This is a genomic window from Winkia sp. UMB3158, from assembly GCF_030217145.1.
Lineage (GTDB): Bacteria > Actinomycetota > Actinomycetes > Actinomycetales > Actinomycetaceae > Winkia > Winkia anitrata.
Map to the genome: position 1 here is coordinate 26,016 of NZ_JASONH010000009.1, position 19,140 is coordinate 45,155.

The 19,140-nt window shown below is 56.4% G+C and carries 17 protein-coding genes; 2 read left to right on the forward strand and 15 right to left on the reverse strand.

Going from position 1 to position 19,140, the window contains the following annotated elements:
• Positions 1 to 51: 51 nt before the first annotated feature.
• From rplS to ffh, 8 genes are all read right to left on the reverse strand, one after another.
• Complete coding sequence (gene rplS, locus QP400_RS09665; RefSeq protein ID WP_004804699.1) at positions 52 to 405, reverse strand: 50S ribosomal protein L19; 354 nt, start codon at positions 403 to 405, stop codon at positions 52 to 54.
• 146 nt (positions 406 to 551) lie between these two features.
• Positions 552 to 1,868, reverse strand: coding sequence for a tRNA (guanosine(37)-N1)-methyltransferase TrmD (gene trmD / locus QP400_RS09670; RefSeq protein ID WP_004804697.1), 1,317 nt, complete (start codon positions 1,866 to 1,868; stop codon positions 552 to 554).
• A gap of 1 nt (position 1,869) precedes the next feature.
• The gene (rimM, locus tag QP400_RS09675; protein ID WP_004804694.1) at positions 1,870 to 2,367 is read right to left on the reverse strand and encodes a ribosome maturation factor RimM; all 498 of its coding nucleotides are present in this window, start codon (positions 2,365 to 2,367) and stop codon (positions 1,870 to 1,872) included.
• Positions 2,367 to 3,059: an HAD hydrolase-like protein gene (locus tag QP400_RS09680; RefSeq protein WP_004804691.1), complete on the reverse strand. Its 693-nt coding sequence runs from the start codon at positions 3,057 to 3,059 to the stop codon at positions 2,367 to 2,369. The genes rimM and QP400_RS09680 overlap by 1 nt, the downstream gene beginning before the upstream one ends.
• 70 nt (positions 3,060 to 3,129) lie before the next feature.
• The gene (locus tag QP400_RS09685; protein WP_004804689.1) at positions 3,130 to 3,369 is read right to left on the reverse strand and encodes an RNA-binding protein; all 240 of its coding nucleotides are present in this window, start codon (positions 3,367 to 3,369) and stop codon (positions 3,130 to 3,132) included.
• A complete protein-coding gene (gene rpsP / locus QP400_RS09690) occupies positions 3,369 to 3,869 on the reverse strand; it encodes a 30S ribosomal protein S16 (protein WP_004804688.1) in 501 nt (166 codons plus the stop codon). The genes QP400_RS09685 and rpsP overlap by 1 nt, the downstream gene beginning before the upstream one ends.
• Before the next feature lie 184 nt (positions 3,870 to 4,053).
• On the reverse strand, positions 4,054 to 5,136 hold the full coding sequence (locus tag QP400_RS09695) for an amidohydrolase family protein (RefSeq protein ID WP_004804685.1): 1,083 nt from the start codon (positions 5,134 to 5,136) through the stop codon (positions 4,054 to 4,056).
• Positions 5,136 to 6,713, reverse strand: coding sequence for a signal recognition particle protein (ffh, locus tag QP400_RS09700; RefSeq protein ID WP_004804683.1), 1,578 nt, complete (start codon positions 6,711 to 6,713; stop codon positions 5,136 to 5,138). Before ffh ends, QP400_RS09695 begins: the two co-directional genes overlap by 1 nt.
• 214 nt (positions 6,714 to 6,927) lie before the next feature.
• On the opposite strand from ffh, the gene QP400_RS09705 reads away from it, so the two are divergent.
• A complete protein-coding gene (locus tag QP400_RS09705; RefSeq protein WP_004804681.1) occupies positions 6,928 to 7,584 on the forward strand; it encodes a CDP-alcohol phosphatidyltransferase family protein in 657 nt (218 codons plus the stop codon).
• Here QP400_RS09705 and QP400_RS09710 read toward each other — a convergent pair.
• The 7 genes from QP400_RS09710 to QP400_RS09740 all read right to left on the reverse strand — a co-directional run bounded on the left by QP400_RS09710 (position 7,581) and on the right by QP400_RS09740 (position 17,585).
• Positions 7,581 to 8,525 (reverse strand): hypothetical protein, encoded by a 945-nt coding sequence (locus QP400_RS09710; RefSeq protein WP_048706482.1) that lies wholly within the window; start codon positions 8,523 to 8,525, stop codon positions 7,581 to 7,583. The genes QP400_RS09705 and QP400_RS09710 overlap by 4 nt on opposite strands.
• 9 nt (positions 8,526 to 8,534) lie before the next feature.
• The gene (locus tag QP400_RS09715) at positions 8,535 to 10,163 is read right to left on the reverse strand and encodes a bifunctional uridylyltransferase/uridylyl-removing enzyme family protein (protein WP_004804678.1); all 1,629 of its coding nucleotides are present in this window, start codon (positions 10,161 to 10,163) and stop codon (positions 8,535 to 8,537) included.
• On the reverse strand, positions 10,163 to 11,326 hold the full coding sequence (gene ftsY / locus QP400_RS09720) for a signal recognition particle-docking protein FtsY (RefSeq protein ID WP_004804676.1): 1,164 nt from the start codon (positions 11,324 to 11,326) through the stop codon (positions 10,163 to 10,165). Before ftsY ends, QP400_RS09715 begins: the two co-directional genes overlap by 1 nt.
• A 40-nt stretch (positions 11,327 to 11,366) precedes the next feature.
• Positions 11,367 to 11,867: a hypothetical protein gene (locus QP400_RS09725; protein ID WP_004804674.1), complete on the reverse strand. Its 501-nt coding sequence runs from the start codon at positions 11,865 to 11,867 to the stop codon at positions 11,367 to 11,369.
• A 100-nt stretch (positions 11,868 to 11,967) separates the two neighbouring features.
• Entirely contained in the window at positions 11,968 to 15,456 is a 3,489-nt protein-coding gene (gene smc, locus QP400_RS09730) for a chromosome segregation protein SMC (protein ID WP_285462660.1), read from the reverse strand.
• Between the two features lie 6 nt (positions 15,457 to 15,462).
• Positions 15,463 to 15,879, reverse strand: a complete 417-nt coding sequence (ndk, locus tag QP400_RS09735; protein WP_004804669.1) for a nucleoside-diphosphate kinase — start codon at positions 15,877 to 15,879, stop codon at positions 15,463 to 15,465.
• A gap of 23 nt (positions 15,880 to 15,902) precedes the next feature.
• Positions 15,903 to 17,585 carry a bifunctional folylpolyglutamate synthase/dihydrofolate synthase gene (locus tag QP400_RS09740; RefSeq protein WP_051004214.1) on the reverse strand — a complete coding sequence of 561 codons (1,683 nt, stop codon included), beginning with the start codon at positions 17,583 to 17,585 and terminating at the stop codon, positions 15,903 to 15,905.
• A gap of 120 nt (positions 17,586 to 17,705) precedes the next feature.
• Between QP400_RS09740 and brnQ the strand changes: the two genes are divergently transcribed.
• Entirely contained in the window at positions 17,706 to 19,082 is a 1,377-nt protein-coding gene (gene brnQ, locus QP400_RS09745) for a branched-chain amino acid transport system II carrier protein (protein ID WP_004804665.1), read from the forward strand.
• The last annotated feature ends 58 nt before the right edge of the window (positions 19,083 to 19,140 follow it).

Consider the following 19,140-nt stretch of genomic DNA (forward strand, 5'->3'; position numbering starts at 1 on the left):
CGCAAACAAAAAAGTGTGGGGCTCTTGCCCCACACTTTTTTACTACTAACGCTATGCGTTTTCGCGCTTTTCTTTGATCTTCGCAGCCTTGCCGTGACGATCGCGGATGTAGTAAAGCTTGGCCCTACGGACATCGCCGCGGGTCACAACCTCGATCGATTCGATGGTAGGTGCGTGTAGCGGGAAGGTACGCTCGACGCCTACACCGAACGAAATCTTGCGAACGGTGAAAGTGGCGCCTAGGCCCTTGCCGCCGCGACGAGCGATTACGAGGCCCTGGAAGACCTGCACACGCGAACGGTTTCCTTCAGTAACCAGAACGTTTACCTTGACGGTATCGCCTGCACGGAACTGGGGGATGTCGTCGCGCATCGAAGCGGCGTCTAGCTGATCAAACTTCTGCATCAGTTTTCCTTCAAGCTATCGGTGCCACAGGTCACCGCTAGCCATAGGCCGGGAACACCCCGGCGACTTCATGGCGTCTGCGAGCGCATTGGCGTCCCCCTGTGGCAGGATTCGCCCACGTCACAGACCGATCCATTGTCGCACAGTTAGTACTGGTCGTCACCTGTGAGTTCTCGCACCATGCACACGTCTCGGTTGGGCTGGCCGCCTACCTTGAACATGCGGGTGCCCTTCTTGCGGAAACCGTGCCTGCGGTAGAACTTTTGTGCTCGTTTGTTGCCCTGGTTCGTACCGAGGCCGATTGCAGGCGTGGCAGGGGGAAGTAGTTGTGCAATGGCCGCCTCTAGCAAAGCCCCAGCAATACCACTGCCCCGCCACTGCGAATCTACATACAGTTTCGAGAGATAGGCACCCCCCTGCGGCATCGCTTTTTCAAGAGTGGATGTAGGAACCGCTCCATCTGCAGCAGGTGGTGTGATCCATGCGTAACCGACGAGCTGCTCACCAACCTGCGCAACTAGAATCTCTTGACGGTCAATCGCTTTAGCCAATTCCGCCTCGTTCAAGTTTTGCGCAACAAAATCAGCTATGGCGTCTTCCGTCAAGTATGTCGGGCAGGCATCAGGGAATGTGCGCGCAGCCAAGCGATGTAGTTGGCTCACTTGCTCTGCTCGCGCAAGGCTAAAAGAGATCCGCCCGTGGAACGGCGGCGCCAACAGGCCGCAGCCGGCAATAACCTCGCGGTCCGAACTGTCCAATTCGTCCTCGTCAAGCCGCGCGATCATGTCTGGCCTACGTTCACAGGTCCGCTGCAATGCCAGGTCTCGTCGCCACCTCGCGATGGCCGCATGATTGCCACCCAATAACACAGACGGAACACTGAGCCCTCGCCACTGCGAAGGCTTCGTAAAAGCGGGGTATTCCAGCAGGCCCGCAGTGGAATGGGATTCTTCAACTAACGAGAGGGGATTTCCTACTACGCCATCCAACAATCTGCCGACGGCTTCAATAACAACTAATGAAGCAACCTCACCGCCGTTTAGTACATAGTCGCCGATGGAGAATTCCATTACGGTGACGTTCTTCTTGGAACGGTAGTGCTGGGCTAACCGCGCATCAATACCCTCGTACCTTCCGGGTGCGAACACTATCCGCTTAGCCCGGGTAAGCTCCTCGGCTTTGCGCTGGGTAAAGTTTTCCCCCGAGGGCGTAGGCAACGCAAGTACCACGTCTTCGTCACCTATTATCTGATCAAGTGCCTTACCCCAGACGTCCGGGCGCATGACCATACCCGCGCCTCCCCCGTAGGGAGTGTCGTCTACGGTGCGATGCTTGTCGCTCGCCCAATCACGAAGGTCATGGACTCGCACGTCCAGCAGCCCGGCGGCTTCAGCTTTGCCTAGCAAAGATATGTCCAGCACCGAAAAGTACTGAGGAAAAATAGAGACTACGTCAATTTGCATGCTAGTCCCCCAGAAGACCCGCGGGGGCATCTACAACAACGCGTTCTGCTTGCAGGTCAACCTGAACTATTGCCTTCACAAAAGGCACCAGGAAAGTGCCGGTCTCGGTCGTGACTTTGAGCCGATCCTGCCCAATCCCAAACTCCAGGCCGCTAATTGAGCCGAGTTTGTTTCCCTGCGGATCGTAGATAGGCAGTCCTTCCAGCTCACTTGCGTAGAACTCGCCCTCGTCCAGCTCCTCCTCGGAAACATCAAAAGAGACGACTTTCCCGCGCATTGCTTCTATTTCTTCACGGGTCGTAATCTCTTCAAATGTCACAACCCATCGTTTGCCTGACCGATAGAAGCTGCGCACGGTGTAGTCATTGCCATCTATCTGCAGCACGGTTCCCGGGGCGAACCGTGCCGATGCTGAATCGGTGCGAACGTCTACTATTGCTCCACCTTTGAGCCCCTTGGCGGGGCCAATAACCCCTACCCTCATCAGGTTGTCGTTCACTAAAGCTCCAAAATTTCTTGTACTTCGGCTGCCGTCTTCGCGCTTGCCCACGCCTTAGACTTCTCCCACTCTTCGGCGTTGGAGCCCCAACTGACCAAAATCGTGCACAGCCCGTTCTTTGCGGCACCGTCTATGTCGTAATGCCGGTCGCCAACCATGATCGCGTTCTGGACGGGAACATCTACCTTAGCTAGCGCTCTGCCTACAATCTTCGCCTTATCTGAATGGGACTCTGCCTCGTCTGCGCCGCAGATCGCCTCCATTGCGTAATCCAGGTTGCAAAGCTGCGCTACCTTGATCGCCTGTTTTTCAGGTTTAGAAGTAGCAATAGCCTGCTTTATTCCAGCCCTATGGATGGTGTCAACCAGTTGGGCGATTCCTTCGAAAAGCTGGGTTTGGTCCGCCTTTGCCAGGTACTTCTCGCGATAGGTATCGATTAGTTCTGCGAGCTGTGCCTCGTCTGCCTGCGGCGAGAAGTGTTTGAACGTGTGACGCAGAGGCGGGCCGATAAACCTCCGCAGATCAGCTTCGTTTTCTTGAATATTCAGCTTCTCTGAAAGAGTTGCGGCCATAGCAGGCAAAATGACCGGAGCGGAATCAGTGAGCGTTCCGTCCAGATCCCACAGCACCGCCCCTATAGGAAACTCCGGGGCGCAAATATTTTCTAGTACTGTCTCGTCAAAGGTGTCCATAGCTACTAGTCTAACGGCATAAAACTGGGCCCCCCACCTAGCTGTGGGGAGCCCAGTTGTTCGCTTTGTCTTAGTCGCGGTCGGTGTCGATCACGTCCACGCGGACAGGGCCGCGTTTCGACAATGCCGACATGACGGCTCTAAGTGCACGTGCGGTACGCCCAGAACGGCCGATAACGCGTCCCAAATCGTCTGGGTTTACGCGTACTTCAAGAAGCTTGCCGCGGCGCATAGAGCGTTCACTGACACGGACGTCGTCCGGGTTGTCAACGATTCCGGCAATCAAATGCTCGAGGGCGTCCGCTAGCATTAGGCCTCCTCGGCCGGCGCTTCAGCTTCAGCGGCCTCTTCAGCCTTTTCCTCGGAAGCAGCAGCTTCCTCGGCGGCCTTGGCCTCTTCAGCAGCCTTAGCCTCTGCTTCTGCCTTTGCCTTAGCCTCGGCAGCAGCAGCCTTACGCTTTTCGGCGTCAGCTTCAGCAGCCTTCACGGCTTCCTCAGCCTGCTTAGAAGCAGCGTCGGCGTCGGCAACCTTGATGCGCGATTCGGTGTTCTTGGCACCCTTGAACTTGGCCCAGTCACCGGACAGAACCAGCAGACGCTTTACGGTGTCGGACGGCTGTGCGCCAACACCCAGCCAGTACTGAATGCGCTCGGACTGAAGCTTGATTACCGAAGGATCCGGGTTCGGATCGTACTGGCCTACGCGCTCGATGACCTGACCATCACGCTTCTTGTGCTGGTCTACAACAACGACGCGGTAGACGGGACGGTGAATCTTGCCAACTCGCTTGAGTCGAATACGAACTGCCACTTGTGTGGTTCTCCTAAATATAATCGGGTGGACTGCATGCCTCGCCGGTGGGATTCGGGTCTGGTCTAGCAGGTCCGGACACGTCGCACTTACAGAGAGGGCGGCAAATGCGACGGGTACAGCGAACTATTGTGTCACATATAGCCGGCTTTTTAAACCGGCCTGCCCCACCAGGCGACTAATATCACTTATATCTGCGCCCGCGCAGATACACCTCATCTGGTTTGGCTAGGATCCGAGGATTTTCCAGCGGGTTTTCGTGGTAGCACAAAAAGTCTGCACTGGCGCCCTCGGTAAGATTGTCCAATTCTAAGAAATTCCTGGTGCGCCAAGAGGCTGCCGCTACGATTTCGCTACCGGGCAGTCCTACCTTTTCCAATTCCGCAATCTCTTGGCCAATTCCCCCGTGTAGCGGCTTTGGCGCAGTGTCGGTACCTACCATGATGTGGATGCCAGCATCGACCATCTGTGCTACCTGCTCGTAGCGCCGCTCCCACATCCGGATCATTTGCTCGTAGTAGAGCGGGTATTTCTGTCTGCCCGGCGCTGCGAAAGTGGGAAACATTCCCACCTGACACAGAGTGGGAGTGACCGCTATCGACCTGCGTGCCGCCTCCTGCATCTGCACTTCATCCATGCCAGTACCGTGTTCAATACAGTCGACGCCAGCTTCCAGCAGCGGATCGATAGCCTCGTGGCTGAAAGAATGCGCAGTCACTTTGGCACCGGCCTCGTGAGCGGCGGCGATTGCCTCCCGAAGAACGGCCTTCTCCCACAGAGGGCGAAGAACCGCCTCTCTCCCCATGGAACGGTCTATCCAATCGGCGACGAGCTTCACCCAACCGTCTGCCCGCTGAGCCTGATGCGACAGCACCTGCGGCAAGTCGGCCTGGTTGTCAACATCTATTGGCAGACCTTTTATGTACCGCTTAAAGCGGGCCACGTGGCGCCCACACCGGATTAGGCGCGGCAGGTAAGCGACAGACTTCACCCACGCATTGTTCGTGACAGTGCCACAATCCCGGACTGCTAAAACGCCGCTATCGCGATCTGCCTTCCCCTGTTCTTCTAGCTCTGCCCGGCTAACTGGCTCCACTCCGCGCATCCCAAGATGGCAGTGCACATCTACCAAGCCAGGCAAGATCCACCGATGTCCGTCCTGACCGGATTCGGGCAGGCGAATCCGCCCGTCCTCGACATGCAGGCCGCAGGGGACGAACTTGAGTTCGCCCTGCACTACCTGCCCTACTTTGCCGGGGAGGAACACTACATGCCTCCGAGCAAGCGCTTCAGATCGTAAGGCAGTTCGTCTACCGATGGCATCTTTGGTTGAGGAGCGGGGGCAGAAGTGGGGGCGCCAAATGCCGATCCCTTGGATTGCTTTTGCACCTTGGCGGGATTGCCGCTCTTCTTTACGCTGTTGGTTCGTGCCGGGGAACCGGACTTGCGCTTCTTTTTCTTAGATTTGCCTGCCTTGCGACGGGCGGCTCGCCCTCCCCCAACACCAGGCATTCCCGGCATACCGGGCATTCCTGGAATCTGGCCGGAACGGGTTGCCTGCTGCATCATCTTGCGGGCTGCTTCAAAACGCTTCAAAAGCCCATTGACTTCGGCCACGGTCACGCCAGAACCGGCGGCAATGCGCTTTCGCCTTGAGGCACGAATAATCGAGGCATCCTCACGCTCAGCCGGAGTCATCGACCGAACTATCGCTTCGATGCGATTGATTTCCTTTTCGTCAAAGTTCTCTAGCGCCTCGCGGTACTGGCCAATACCCGGCATCATGCCCATGATTTTCTTCAGGGAGCCAAGCTTGCGCATCTGTTGCATTTGCGCCAGGAAATCGTTGAAAGTGAAGTTACCCTTTGCGAGTTTCTTCGCCATGTCTTCCGCTTCTCGCTCATCGAAAGCCTTCTCGGCTGTTTCGATGAGGGTAAGTACGTCGCCCATGTCCAAAATGCGCGAGGCCATCCGGTCGGGGTGGAAGCGTTCGAAATCAGTAAGGCCTTCCCCGGTGGAAGCAAAGAGGATTGGTTCTCCGGTAACGCCACGAACTGAAAGTGCTGCACCACCGCGTGCGTCACCATCTAGTTTCGTGAGGACAACGCCAGTGAATCCGACCCCATCGCGGAAAGCCTCGGCGGTCGTAACCGCATCCTGACCGATCATCGCGTCGAGGACGAATAGAGTTTCGTGCGGCTCCACCGCATACTTGATGGCGCGCGCCTGACTCATCATCTCTTCGTCGACGCCAAGTCGGCCAGCGGTATCGACAATAACCATGTCGTAACCGTTCAAGATTGCATGGTTCACCCCGGAGCGAGCAGTTTCGACCGGGTCACCGACCCCATTTCCAGGGTTAGGAGCCCACACTTCTACGCCTGCCCGTTTGCCAACCACCTGAAGCTGGTTCACAGCGTTAGGACGTTGTAGGTCACAAGCAACCAGGAGGACACGTTTTCCCTGCTCGGTAAGCCACTTGCCCAGCTTTCCGGCAAGCGTTGTCTTACCGGCGCCCTGCAGACCAGCAAGCATGTAGACGGTCGGCCCTCTATCAGCCTCATGTAGGTCTCGTGCCTCGCCACCCAGAATCTGGATTAGTTCTTCATTGACGATCTTGATGACCTGCTGGCCGGGGTTCAATGACCTAGACTTCGAGACCCCGTATGCCTTCTCGCGGACATTAGATATAAATTCACGAACTACGGGTAGCGCAACGTCTGCCTCTAAAAGTGCACGCCTGATCTCGGATGTAGTTTTATCTACATCGGCCTCAGAGAGTACCCCTTTACCTCTAAGGGACTGAAAAGCGTTTGTCAGTCTGTCAGAAAGCGAATTGAACACGTAGTCCTCCAGTGCGATCGATCTGGTGTATAGCCTACCTTTTCACACAGATTGCTCACAGCTGGGCCTGGGTTGTCATTGTCACTAACATTTGGTTTTATGCTTATGCCATCAGTATCAATAGAGAAAGCTAACGACTTTGACCGCAACTACTGAAACAAAAAGCTGGTCGCTAAGAAGGTACCTCTGTGTATGGGGTATCCACTTTTTCACCATGACGGGCCTACTGTGGGCTCTACTGGCAATTTCGGCGCTCTACCACGGTCAGATAAAACTGATGTGGATGTGGCTAGGAATATCTCTAATAGTTGACGCCGCTGATGGCCCCATGTCCAGGAAGGCAGAGGTAACCAAGGTAGTACCGTGGTTCTCTGGGGTAATGATGGACAACGTGGTTGACTACCTGACCTGGACTTTTGTGCCAGCAATATTCATGACCTTGTATTTGCCGCTGGGCCCCAAGCCGCTTCCGGTCGTTGCCGCTGCCCTGGCGCTGGGATCATCCATGTTCTGCTACTGCAACACCAAGATGAAATCCTCTGACTGGTACTTCGTCGGTTTCCCGGCTGCGTGGAACATAGTCGCAATTATCCTGTGGCTATTCCAGACGCCCGCCCTGTTCAACTGGCTGGTAATCGTAGTCTTTACCATCCTCGCAGTAGTGCCGTGGAAGTGGGTACACCCCTTCCGAGTGAAACGACTACGGGCACTAAATGCCACCGCGGCTGTCATCTGGGTAGCTACCACTGCCTACATGACTGTAATCGCCCCATCGCGTCCGCTGTGGCTAAGTGCTGCATGGCTCATCTCGGGACTTTGGATTCTGGCCATCAGCGCAGCACGCACCATTCTTGGTCCGTCGAATCGCTAGTGCAATAGGTGCTTGCGCCGCCCCTTGGGACGCTTCCAACGCGACCTTCTGGACCGGCGCGGCGCAGCCACCTTTGCCAGTGACTTATAGGCCTTCCGATCCATCCACGCTTTGAATCCTTCCAACGCGAAGGTACCCATGATCAACATGGCGATGATGCCTATGACGTGGGGCGGATAGCCCCTGCCGTGCAAACCGAAGTACACGTAGGGAGCCATAAACGTCGCGATAGTAACCACCATGCCAAGCATTCGTTTTGCGAAACGAGGCGCTGTGACCATGGTTAGTAACCCCCACGTGTACGGGATAGCGGTAAGCAGGTCTATTGCCCACAGCATAACCAAAGATCCCTCAAATTCGCGCACAAACATTACGGGCAGAACTCTAAGTGCTGAATATGCAAGCACCACCAGGTAAGCCAGGAACTTCGCGTTGGTGAACAGGCGAACTAGGACGGACCGCGGCTGCAGCTGAATGCCAAGTTGCTGCAATTGTTTTGCTGCCCTTGCAGATATCAGGAGCGAATCCAGCCCGTGTAACGCCCCCGTCAGGAAAAGCTTGTCTGCCTTGGTACGCCGTTCCAACAGAAAATCGATCAGTAGTCTAGGGGCAATCCCGATGGGCGTTACCTCGTGCTCACGCGCGCTCTGTTTCGGTCCTAATTCGTGGAGTAAAGACGCATCCACCCACGTCTTCCATGCCCCTATTTGAGCATCCGTCATAGTGAGCAGCCACAGCCGCTCCCTCTTTCGCACAGAATCGCGCAACGTCTCCATGATTAGTTCACGCTCTTCTAGCTCTCGTGGGTCCGGCACATGAGTCATCTCGCGTACGTGCTTGTCGCGCAGATCCCCTAGTCTTTCGACACCGGCCGCCAGGCGTACTTGCCGCGGCCACAGGATCAAATCCTCGCCGAAAGAAATGTCGATTAGAAAATTCACCGTTACACCTTATCGGGTAAAGTCAGGCGGGTCAGCAAGCACCTGTGTTTCATCCACCATGTAAACCAGGTCTGCCAGTGCTGAAAGCTGCCCCCGAGGGGCTCCTACCGCCAGCAGGTAGGCTTCGGCCAAGACAGCCAGCAACGACAGCAGATGTTTCGAGCCCCCAATTGCCTCGTTTACCTCGTCAACAGCTCGCATACTGGCATCTGAGGAAACAGCCTGCAACAGAACTTCCCCAAGCTCTATCGATTTCAAGATATCGCTGCGCCACTCGGAGTCGACCCCCAGTTTCATAAGCACTTCAGATGCCTGGGACTTAGAAAAACCGCTGAGGATTGCCGCCAGCGCTACTACTCCAGGTGCGGGATGGGGAGCCATGGGTCGGGCCGGGACAACAGATGTTATTCTTCTTGATGCCAGCCCGCAGGCGAAGTAGGTGAGCTCAACCAGGAAATAGTCCTTTGTCAGGCGCTGCCCTTTTACGGGTTTGGAACGTACCTGTTCCCACAGCGGAAATATCCGAGAAGGGATCCCCACCCTGTCCAGTTGCCCAAATATTTGTCTAAATCCAGCAGATACCAGGAAGTCTATTAGTAGCTGACGAGCCGTATCGTCCCATTCAGAGGGCATTTTCGCTCCCCTGAGGGCGGATACCGTCCAGGCTCCCAGGTATGTTTGGCGTCTGCCTGCCGCCCTAGCCAGCCGCAACACTAGGTGCGGATCTGCAAGATCCCGTTTGGAGGACAGAACTACCTGCCCTGAATGGAGCGCTACTGACTTGTCAATAATCTGTAGAGCCGGAGCCTTCCGAATTCCCCGCACTACCCTCGGGAGTGTTTTCTTTGGGCCTCTGGCTACCGCTTCGGCACGATCAAGCAGACGGGCGGTAGCATTTTCTATCTCTATTGAGGCTTGCGCAATGGTGGCCCGCAATTGCCTTGCAGTAGTGCCCATATAGTCCGCCACTAGGTCTTGCTGTTCGATCCGCAACACCTGGGTAGACGAAAAATGTTCAACGCAATCGCGAACGTCGCGTAGCAGACTACCTGCCCGGTCCAGCCCCGCCCGGTTCGCAGCGGCTAGCCACGAAGATTCCACACAATCCAGTAGCCGCAGGTCGGCTAGCCCACCGCGAGCGCGCAGAATATCCGGTTCGCTAAGGTGTGCTAGCTGGCCGAGCTTGTCCCAGCGTTCCATCGCTTCATCAATCAGCTTGGGAATAACCTGATTGGCGCGCAGCCTCCATTGGGACAGGTATTCCCTCTTCAGGATTTCCAAGATCCCAGACTTACCCGCTATGTATTTTAGGTCCAGCAGCGAGAGGACATTCCAAAGGTTGTCTCCTTCTAAGAGCTGTGGTCTGGCCAAATGCACCCTAGCACCGAGGGCTTCCCCCAGTAGTGCAGCCCCTTCACTGGCTCCAGGACCGGAAATTACCAGTTCCATTGGGCAGGCAGGACCAGCGGTTGCCTTTCCCATAGCGCCGGCAAAGCCCACCGCGTAGTCAGCATCGTCGGGAACGTATTTTTCTACCTGTTCCTTTCGCTGGGCAAACAGCTGCCCCCTATAGGCGATACCGAAGGTGGGTGAGTAAGAATCCGCCAGTAACCCCCGTGGCGGTTCGAGGGTGCTCATCAATCACCCACTATTGCGTCTACGAAAGTCTGCGGATCGAAAGGCGCCAGGTCGTCAGCGCCCTCGCCAAGGCCCACCAGTTTTACTGGTACCCCCAGCTCACGCTGTACCGAAACAACAATGCCGCCCTTAGCGGACCCATCCAGCTTGGTTAGGACGATGCCGCTCAGGTTCACAACTTCGTTGAAAACTCTGGCCTGCTGCATCCCGTTCTGGCCGGTAGTGGCGTCGAGCACCAGCAATACTTCGGTCAGAGGGGCTTGCTTGCCAATGACTCGGGCTACTTTACCTAGCTCATCCATCAAGCCCGCTTTGTTCTGGAGTCTGCCGGCGGTGTCGACGATTACTACGTCCGCACCTTTTTCCTTACCGATCTTTACCGCATCAAATGCTACCGAAGCGGGATCTGCGCCCTCTTTATAAGAGCGGACGAGCTCTACGTCTGCGCGTTCAGCCCACGTCTGCAGCTGCTCCGCCGCGGCGGCGCGGAATGTGTCAGCGGCTCCCAGCACTACCTTCTTATCTTCTGCTTTGGCGATACGGGCGATCTTGCCGATAGTCGTGGTCTTACCAGTGCCATTTACGCCCACTATCAGCATTACTCCCGGAGTGTTTTCATCAGTTGCCGAGAAGTTGATGGATCTGTCCATATCCGGGCCTACCTGCTCTAAAAGAGCTGCCCGCAATATTTCTTTTACCCGCTGCGGATCGTGAGTGCCGTCAGCAGCGACCTCCTTGCGCAGCCGAGAAACCACTTCCTCAGTTGCGTCTAGGCCCAAGTCTGCCATCAGTAGATTGTCTTCAATTTCCTCCCAATCAGAGGTGGACAGATCCCCTTTGCCCAACACGGATAGCAACGCGGAGCCGAGCACGCCGGACTTCGAGAGGCGGGAGCGCAACTTCGCCATACGCCCAGAAGGCTTCTCAATTCGGGGTGGCTCCTGGGTGGCAGGTTCTGCCTGCTTTTCAGGTTGCGGCTGCGGTTCGACTGGGGCCTCCCCCTGCACCGACTCCTCAGAGCTTGGCAGCTGCGGCTTTTCCGGGGGTGGACTAATCTGCTTGCGGTTATGGGCTACGACCCCACCCACAACTAGAATCAGCACTACTACGAGCGCTGGGATCCATACTTCCGGCCTAGAGACGATCTGCAGAATATGTTCCATGCCCTAATCATCGCCTATTTTGGGCGCGGATGCGAAACCTCTACTTACTAGAGGACGATCCTGCCGAGGGGGCGGGCTTAGAAACCTTAGGTGCAAAAGAGGGCGGAAGATCGTTTCCGGCAGCATCCTTACCGTTGTCGATAAGGACCGCATCAGAGTTGATATCTGCCAGTGCACGCTGACCTGTGGCGCGGGTAATGCGACGCACGAGCCTGGCCTTAGAGAGTTCGCGAGCCTCAGAAAGCGTTATCTCTTTTACTTCGTTAGCCGCGTTCGCAAAGTCTTCCGTGTCGTTGAGGACGCGCGGAGTGGCCGGCGCGGGAGTAGAAGCGGACAGAATCGATCCCAACTTCGAATCGGTGGGATGCTGCGCGCCTAGATGCGAAAGTTCCCGCTTCTGCCATGCTGTGGTGGAATCACGAACCCACTTGGTCAGACCCCCATCAGGTCTACGGGTGCGGATTACAGCTGCCATTACTAAACATGCCACCACTACCGTGATGATCAGCACCGCAAATACAAGCAACAAGGACGCGTCCATGCCTATGATTTTGCCATGAAATTTTGCCCGCTCGCACCGGAAAAGTCCCTTTTAGAAAAACCGTGACCAAAACATAACATTTGCGCTAACGATGCGGCCGCTATTTAGCTAATTTCTGTGACACAACGCTAGTTACTCCACCTTGCATAGTGACTCCATACAGAGCGTCTGCCTTTTCCATAGTGCGCTTTTGGTGGGTAATCACAATCAGCTGCGAGCTCTGCCGCAATTCCTCGAACACTGTAAGCAAGCGAGCTAGATTCGCATCATCTAACGCCGCTTCGACCTCGTCCATCACGTAGAAGGGAGAGGGACGGGCCTTGAAGATTGCAACCAACATTGCCAGCGCAGCCAGAGACCGTTCCCCACCAGAAAGCAGCGACAGGCGCTTGACTTTCTTCCCGGCGGGCCTCGCCTCAATTTCAATACCAGAGGTGAGCATATTCTCCGGATCGGTAAGCACCAAGTCCCCTTGCCCTCCTGGGAAGAGCATCTCGAACACGTGGTGAAATGCCTGGCGCGTGTCGGCAAAGGCTTCAGAAAACGCATTTCGCACCTGGGTATCTACGTCCTCGATAATCTGCAGCAGATCATCTCTTGAGGAGCGCAAATCCGCTAGCTGGTCCGCAAGGAACTTATAGCGTTCAGAAAGCGCTTGGTGCTGCTCGAGCGCGAGCGGGTTCACCTTCCCCAGTGCGCGCAGTTCGCGATTGGCTTTGCGAAGGCGCTTTTCCTGTTCGGAACGCACGTAAGGATATCCTGGCCCATCTGGCTGCTCGGGGTCGGGCACCAGCAGATGGGGGCCATAGTGTTGCACTAATTCATCCAGGCTGAGCGATAGTTCGTCGTGCGCAGTCGCAGCCAGCTGATCCTTGCGGGCATTAATCTCGGCTTTTGCGACGTCCCCCCTATAGGCACTATCGGTGAGCGACGCCAGTTGTTTGCGGGCATCGTCTAAACGCTTCCGGATCTGCTTTATCTGCCCCGAGCGCGCTTTCGCGGCCTCTTCTTCCTGCGCCCTAGCCGCTCTTGCCCTCTCCAGGGCTCCCTGGGCTGCTTCGAGTGCCACCGTGGCCATGTCGCGAAGTTTTTCTGCTTCTTTCAGCTTCTGCTTCCGGCGAGCTTCCCCGGCCACTGCCCTATTGCGCTCTTCTTTTTGTCTAGCAGCATTTTTCCGCAGCGCAGAGGCCCTATCGCGCAGATGGCGGCCCTTTTCTTCTTCAGATCTATGCGACAACCTCGCATCGGTTTCAGTTTTGATCAATTCGCTTTCGCGCTGCCGGGCCTCCACGAGGGCTTTTTCTACTTCCTCTACCGCAACTGAGTCTGTGGGACTTTCCAGGAACGAAGCAAGGTTTTGCTCAGCGTCTTCCTTCCGCTGCCTGAACGTGTCCTTTTCCTGATCGGCACGCACTAGCGCCTGCTGGGCGCGATCTAGTTCCGCCTTCGCCGCGCTGACCGTCGCTTTCAAAGCCGCTGCCTCTTCTGCGGCCTTGGCGTATGCTGAGTCGGCTTCGCGTAGTTTGCGCAGGGCGCGGGCTTCATCTTCTTCTGCCGCGTTCAGGTCCTTTTCCGCCCTCTCTAATCCCCCCTTGGCGGCGAGGCTGGCGCGGGAGGCCGCCATGGCTTCTTTGGTGGCATTGTCTAGACGTGCTTGCATCGAGAGGACGGATTCGACCTCTGTTCCTCCGGTTTCGATGCGATGGAGCGAGATGATTTCGCCATCTTTACTGATAACGGTCGTAACGTTCGGTTGCGTCAGGGCCGCAATGGCCTCTTGCCGACTGTCCGCGATGACGATTCCTGCAAGGGCAAGGTCGAGGAATCCTTCCATGACACCCTCGCGGGCAGTGACCACCGACCGAGCCCACCGCCCGTGTTTCAGCTCAGGTTGGGAGGCAGGTGCTTGCTGGGAGGCGATTGCGAGCTTCACCGGGCCTCCCGCTACATCGGCCGCAGCCAGCGCATTTTCTACAGAATCGGCCACAACGGTGCCTGCCAGCTCCCCCAGGGCCAGGGCGATCGCGTCCTCGTACCCTTCGGAAATTTCAATTAGCGGGGGTAATGATCCCAACAGGCCCGGCAATTCGCGATCCAGCAAGGAGGCAGTAGCGTCGGCCGGCGCTACGGTAGAGGCGAGCGCATCTCTCTTGGAAGTCCACCGCATCTCAGCCTCAAGAGCCTGCTGGTGTTTGCTGCGCGCCTGCACCACCTTTTCTCTTTGCGCGCGCACATCGGCAGAAGCAGCTTCATGCACCTTGGCTACTTCCTGGTCTTTCTGAGGTAGCGCAACGGCCTTTTCGCCTTCCTTGGAGGCTTCAAAGCGAGTTTTTGCAAGGCTGAGCGCTTCCAGCGCGTTTTTTCGGTGCGAGGTAGCCGCATCAAAACGCGAGTTTGCAGAAGAGACTTCGCGTTCTAAGCGTTCCCGCTCCTTATTTCGTTTCCCGGCGACAGACTTGGCGAGGGCGAGTTCGCGCTCTAACTTCAGGCGCTCCTTTTCGGCCTCTACTTTCGCGGCAGTAATTTCCTGCAGATACCCGACCGCCGCCTCGATGTGTTCCATCTGGCGTCTATCTTCCTCGGTGGCTGCCGCGGCCCTGCGCTCGAGTTCTGCTGGATCTTCCCCATGGTAGGCGATGGGTACGGACAGGGATTTTACCCGCTCTGCGGCAAGTATTTGGTTGGAGCGCAGCCGTTCAGATACCGCGGTGAGGCGCTGCCATCCGGTGGTTAGTGCTTCCAGTGCCGGGGATCCTTCTGATTCTTCTCGCTCGGCACGTTCTAGCTCTTGGGTGATAGTAGAGAGGTTGTTTTCGGCTTCCTTTTTCTTCTGTTCCAGGGCCGCCCCGGATTCGTTCAGCGAGGTAAGCCTCTCCGCGAGCGCGGCCGCATCGTCGGCGAGCAGGCGCGCTTTGGCATCGCGAACGTTAGCACTAATCACGTCGGCGCGGCGGGCGGTTTCTGCCTGCCGGGCAAGGGGGCCAAGTTGTTTTCTTATCTCGTCTGTTAGATCTTCAACTCGGGAAAGGTTTCCTGCCATCTGGTTCAGTTTTGAGATGGCCCGTTCTTTCCGCCGGCGGTGTTTTAGCACCCCTGCGGCCTCTTCAATGAAGCCGCGCCGCTCCTCGGGGGTTGACGACAAGATGGCATCGAGCTGGCCCTGCCCCACGATCACGTGCATCTGCCTGCCCATGCCCGTATCGGAAAGGAGTTCTTGAACGTCCAGCAGGCGGCACTGGGTGCCATTGATGTGGTATTCGGAGCCGCCTCCCCTAAACAGAGTGCGAGAGATGGTTACTTCTGCGTAGTCGATCGGAAGAGCCCCATCCGAATTGTCGATGGTGAGTGTCACCTGTGCTCTTCCGAGGGCGGCTTTGCCAGAGGTGCCTGCAAAGATCACGTCTGACATGGCGGTACCGCGCAGTGCGCGCGCTCCCTGTTCGCCCATGACCCAGGCAAGCGCGTCTACGACGTTCGACTTGCCTGAGCCATTAGGGCCAACCACGCAGGTAATCCCCGGCTCTAAGCGCATAGTGGTAGCGCCGGCAAAGGACTTAAAACCCCGCAGGGTCAGATTTTTTAGATACACGCCGGCTTAGAACCAGATCTTTATTTCTCGTTCAGCGCTGGTGGGCGAATCGGAGCAATGCACCACGTTCTCGATATTGTTCGAACCCCAGTCGCGGCCGAAGTCTCCGCGCAGCGTTCCCGCAGGGGCAGTAGTGGGATCGGTAGATCCTGCCATGACGCGCATTCCCTCAATGCATCGTTCTCCGCGAACCACAATTGCCGTCATCGGGCCGGAGGACATGTATTCGACAAGGTCAGAGAAGAAATGCTTATGCACGTGTTCTGCGTAGTGCTCACGCAGTTTTGCCTCGTCGGCCGTTACTACTGCAAGAGCCTCTAGTTCGTAGCCCTTGGCCTCGATACGCCTGATAACTTCCCCGGTCAAACCACGTTTGAACGCTTCGGGCTTGACCAGCACTAGTGTGCGTTCACTCTGCGACACCTTCTTACCTTTCTGCTGAGTATCTATATATTACTGGGCACGTTCTCGGATGGGGCTTTTCCTACGCCCATCACTTCACGCACGTGTGCTGCAAATACTACCGATCCGAACGCAACTACAGCGGTGTTCGGTGCTGGCGCGCCCGCCTGCTCCGAAGCGGTCACAGCCTGATCAATTGCGGAGGCGGTATCTTCTGCAACAAGCACCCGGTCCGGTCCGAACACGTCCTCCGCAATCTGGCGAAGCCGATCAATCTTCATGGCCCGTTCGCCCGGCATCTCGGTCAGAACGATAGCTTGCAGAAGCGGTTCCATCTCTGAAAGCACGCCCTCTACATCCTTGTCTCCCATAGCCGAATACACGCCCACGATGTCCGTGAACGGGAAGTCGTCCTCGAGAGTACGCCGCAACACTGCCGCCCCGCCTGGATTGTGCGCAGCGTCGACCATGACCGTTGGGGAGGAACGCAGTATCTCGGCCCGACCTGGCGAGCTCGCCGCCGCCATCCCCTGTTCCAGCAGCCTCGCATCCAAGGCCTTACCACCGGCCATAGCCTCGAACGCAGCGATGGCGAGCGCAGCATTTTCTGCTTGGTGACGTCCGAAGAGCGGCACGTACACGTCCTCGTACACCGCCGCGGGCGTACGCACCGTAATCAATTGTCCCCCAACAGCATTCTGGCGGGACAGGACCTCAATATCCTTGCCGTATTCACGAACAGTAGCGTGCTTCTTCTGGGCTTCCTCCAAGATCACCTGCCGGGCGGACCCTTCCTGTTTGGACAGGATAAGGATCATTCCCTCCTTAATAATGCCCGCCTTTTCTGAGGCAATCTGAGGCAGCGTCGATCCAAGCCACTTCTCGTGATCCTTACTAATTGGAGTAATGACTCCTACCCCAGCATCGATCACGTTAGTGGCATCCCACCTGCCACCCATTCCAACCTCTATAACGCCAAGATCAATCGGGTAATCGGCAAAAGCTGCATAGGCCATGACCGTGAACACCTCGAAGAAGGACAGGCGCGCTCCCTCCCCAGCGGCATTCTTCTGATCTACCATGCTGACAATGTCAGCCACATCCTTATAGGCGGCAATGAAGCCTTCCTTCGAGATAGGCTCACCGTCGAGCGAGATACGCTCGCGGACGGTATGCAGGTGCGGGCTGGTGAATCGTCCGGTCCGCAGACCAGTAGCTTGGGCCAGCGAATCGATCATGCGCGCGGTAGAGGTCTTCCCGTTGGTACCCGTGATGTGCACTGCCGGGAAGGACTGCTGCGGGTCTCCCAAGTACTGCATTGCCATAGCTACCCGGTCAAGGGAAGGCTGCACCTTGTGCTCGGGAGCGCGCGCAATAATTTGGGCGTAGATCCGGCTGACCTCCTTGTCGAGGGCGGCCTCACGGGCTGCTTCTTTTAGCAGGTCCTGGTGGGCTTCTTCCGGAGTCTTTTCTTTACTAACTTCGTTTACCACTTCGGGCAACGGTCCTGCTAGCAATGAGGCCTCGACCAAATTCTCGAGAGCCTGCCTCTCTTCGGCCTCGGCACTTATGTCCGTCACCGGTAGTTTCTTCGGTTCCTCGTCCTGGTCGGCCGCTTCCAGATAGGGCAGCAACTCCGGGTCTATGCCCGACTGGCCTGCCTCATCTACCGCTGCCAAGAAGGCATCCGCCGCGCTGGTGTGATCCGCATCGTGTTCGTTATTCATCAACTCAATCTTAATGCGCCGGAGCATTACTTAGAAACCTGGAACCCAAGCATTTTAGATGCCATATCAAAACGTGAATCACCAGCTCGGAAAGACAGGACTGTTTGCCATAATCGGCCTATGAAAGCTAAAACGGAGTCAGTGTTGCGTTCTAAACGCGACTTTAAGAACATATTAGTAACGTCCCTTGCCCTGTTTGCCATGTTCTTCGGAGCGGGCAACCTAATTTTCCCCACTATGATCGGGGTCAATTCCGGCACCTCTTTCTACGCGGCTATTTTTGGGTTCCTATGTACCGGCGTAGCTTTACCTGCTCTAGCGATGGTCGCTTCGGCAACCTCTCGCGAGGGCATCACCAGCTCATCGAAACGCATGGGCACTCAGTTTGGCTTCATTTACACACTCATCGTCTTCCTGTCCACCGGCGTACTCTATGCAATCCCCCGCGTAGCTACCGTGAGCTACGAAATGTCGGTAAAGCAGTTCTTCCCCCACTCTTATGATCGCGTTTCACTAGCGCTCTACACTGTTGTTTTCTTCGCACTAGTGGCGCTCACCTGCCTAAACGCTCAGAAGCTAACCGAACGAATCGGGGCGATCCTGACTCCCGCCCTGCTCATTCTGATCACAATTTTGGTAATCGTAGGCATCTTCACTCTTTCACCTGTTTCGCACGCACCAGCCAAAGACTTTTCTTCTAACCCCCTGGCTACAGGTGTGCTGCAGGGCTACTTCACCATGGACGCTATTGCAGCCTTTGTCTTCGGCGGGGTCATCATCTCTTCTCTTCAAAATTACGGCTTCGGCGAAGGCAAACGCCTCTTCGGCGCCACCGTACTCACGGGCTTTTTTGCCGCCCTCATCCTTGCGGTCGTCTACCTCGGACTAGCCGCGTTGGGCGCACGCGTCACCGACGCCTCGGTGGCCAATGGCGCGGTCGCTCTGTCGGGAATGTCGCATACGCTCTTCGGGAGGGCGGGCATGGCCGTCTTTGGTGGAATCGTATTCTTGGCATGTCTAACTACCGCGGCAGGTCTCGTCAGCGCCTCGTCGCAGTATTTCTGCCGCCTCTTCCCCACTGTTTCACTACCCACCATGGTAATGATTCACGTGTTCATTGCAGCTGCCCTGTCTAACCTGGGCCTGGACCTAATCTTGCAGGTAGTTGCTCCTATCAACGTATTCGTCTACCCCATCACCATCATCTTTACCTTGGTGTGCATCCTAGACATCGTTATTCCCGGCCACATGAAGTGGACATACCGAGCCGGTGCCTGGACCGCTGCGCTGTTCGCCATTGTTGACTCGGTTCGTTCCGTTCCTGGACACGAAACCTTCGCGGACTCGATTTGGACACACTTGCCGTTGGGTGACGCCGGTCTGGGGTGGATTGTCCCGGCGGTAATAATGACTGCAATCGGGTTGGGAATCGACGTTGCTTCGGGACGCATTAGGAAGGGTGCGTCCACCATGTTGCAAACGGGCACAGTGCACTAAGCACAAGTTTCAGATCCATTGTTACTCAAAAGGAGGGGGCTGGCCCCCTCCTTTTGTT